This window comes from Chamaesiphon sp. OTE_20_metabat_361, from assembly GCF_031364565.1.
This window is the reverse complement of sequence record NZ_JANLWO010000416.1, coordinates 1-1934: the sequence shown is the minus strand read 5'-3', so window position 1 is coordinate 1934 and position 1934 is coordinate 1. Positions and strand designations below refer to the sequence as shown.

The 1934-nt window shown below is 45.2% G+C and carries 3 protein-coding genes; 2 read left to right on the top strand and 1 reads right to left on the bottom strand.

Going from position 1 to position 1934, the window contains the following annotated elements:
- Positions 1–87 precede the first annotated feature (87 nt).
- Together RMO35_RS12090 and RMO35_RS12085 are read left to right on the top strand one after the other, a co-directional pair.
- Positions 88–801: an NnrU family protein gene (locus RMO35_RS12090; protein WP_309741501.1), complete on the top strand. Its 714-nt coding sequence runs from the start codon at positions 88–90 to the stop codon at positions 799–801.
- A gap of 164 nt (positions 802–965) precedes the next feature.
- Complete coding sequence (locus RMO35_RS12085) at positions 966–1361, top strand: thioredoxin family protein (protein WP_309741499.1); 396 nt, start codon at positions 966–968, stop codon at positions 1359–1361.
- Between the two features lie 177 nt (positions 1362–1538).
- Here RMO35_RS12085 and RMO35_RS12080 read toward each other — a convergent pair.
- On the bottom strand, positions 1539–1934 hold a 396-nt coding region (locus RMO35_RS12080; protein WP_309741498.1), incomplete at its 5' end, for a hypothetical protein.

Sequence of the window (1934 nt, the reverse complement as noted above, 5' to 3'; positions counted from 1 at the left end):
CCGCACTTTTCGCAAACCGTCGGGAAACCCGACGAGCGCGCATCCGCAATTCTCAATTCTCAATTCTCAATTCTCAATTAATTTAAAATGCCTCTAGACTCATTGACTCCCAGCCACGGAATTATCCTGGGATTGCTACTTGGTTTTGCGATCGCTCATAGCGGACTAGCCGCGCTGCGCCCTTGGGCAGAGCAGAAAATCGGCGCACGATTGTATCGCGTCATATTCGCATTAGTGAGTATTCCATTTGCGACTATCCTGATTATTTATTTTTTCAACCATCGCTATGATGGCTGGCAATTGTGGCAGGTACAGGGTACCCCTTGGATCGAGCCGCTGGTTTGGATCTTGTCATTTGTTTCATTTTTATTTCTCTATCCAGCTACCTTCAATCTGCTCGAAGTCGCCGCTGTCCTCAAACCGCAGGTACGCATCTATGAGACAGGCATCATGCGGGTGACGCGGCATCCGCAGATGGTCGGGCAATTAATTTGGTGCATCGCCCACACCCTCTGGCTGGGGACGAGTTTTACATTGGTGACTTCGATCGGCTTGATGCTACATCATTTATTTGCAGTCTGGCACGGCGATTATCGGCTAGGAAAGCGGTATGGCAAGGAATTTGAACTAGTTAAGGCGCGCACCTCGATCGTGCCGTTCCTGGCGATTCTAGATGGCAGACAGCAACTAAAGCTAGCGGAGTTTCTGCGTCCTGCCTATGTTGGTGTAGTAGCGTTTGTATTATTGTTTTCATGGGGACACCCGTGGTTGATTCAGATGACTGCGCGGGTACCCTTTTAAAGGGCGATCGATTAGCTAATCGAGGGCGATCGATTCTACCTTCGCTCTCATATTGTCTCGATCCCTCATACTTATTCGCCGATCCCTGTAGCCCAATCGCGATAATTAGCGTTAAAATGATTAGCTATATAAGAAAAGATTTAATATTCACTTAATCGTGTTGTATGATCCATTTTGTAACAGATTTGAATTTCAAAGAGCGGGTTTTGACTTCATCGATTCCTGTACTAGCCAATTTCGGCGCACCGTGGTGCGGGTTGTGCAAAGCGATCGAACCGACATTAATTGACTTTCACGATCGCTGGGACGGGCAGATTAAGTTAGTTAATGTCAATGCTGATGACAATCTCAAATTGGCTAGTACTTATAAACTAAGAACGCTGCCGACGTTGATTTTATTTACTAACGGCAGAATCTTGGATCGGTTAGAAGGATTTAACAGCAGACAGGAACTTCGCGATAATTTGGATCGCATGACGAGAATTGCTACGATGAACTGGCAAGTGAGCGAGCGGGGGAAGTCGATGCAGATCGACTGGCGATTGGTAGCAACTGAATAAATCGCCCGCTCGAATCCAGCCCTTAACTCAGACTGGATTCGACGATGAATAAGTAGGTAGGCGCAATTATTTATGAAATAGATTATGCCTGAAACCTAGTTGATGGACAGCGGCTTTACCCTTTCCCCTTTCCCCCCTTTCAACAAGTCTTGCTTATCACCATAATTGCTGGAGAACCTAATTATCTTTGAGTTTGATTTTGGTAGTGGATTCGCGTTTGAATTGTTGTTTGCGGAGATTGTCGATTCGATCGTTAACTTGTTTTTGGAGTTCGCCGCGATCGACACGTTTGCTATAAATTTTGAGATACTTAATAGCGTCTTCGGTCTTGCCATCGCTTTCTTTGATTCTAGCGAGCGCGAGATAGTCCTGAGTCGCTACCATCGGCGCGATTTCATTGTAACTTCTAATTAGTTGCGGCACGACGATCGTGGCTAAGAAAACTAAGAAGATAAACGATATTTTGGCATCTGGTTTCATTGATTCAACCAAATACATCGTCAGCGCAAATAACAAGACCATTACTATTAGCATAAATAATAAATGTGGGTCTTGGAGCAATACATTAGACGA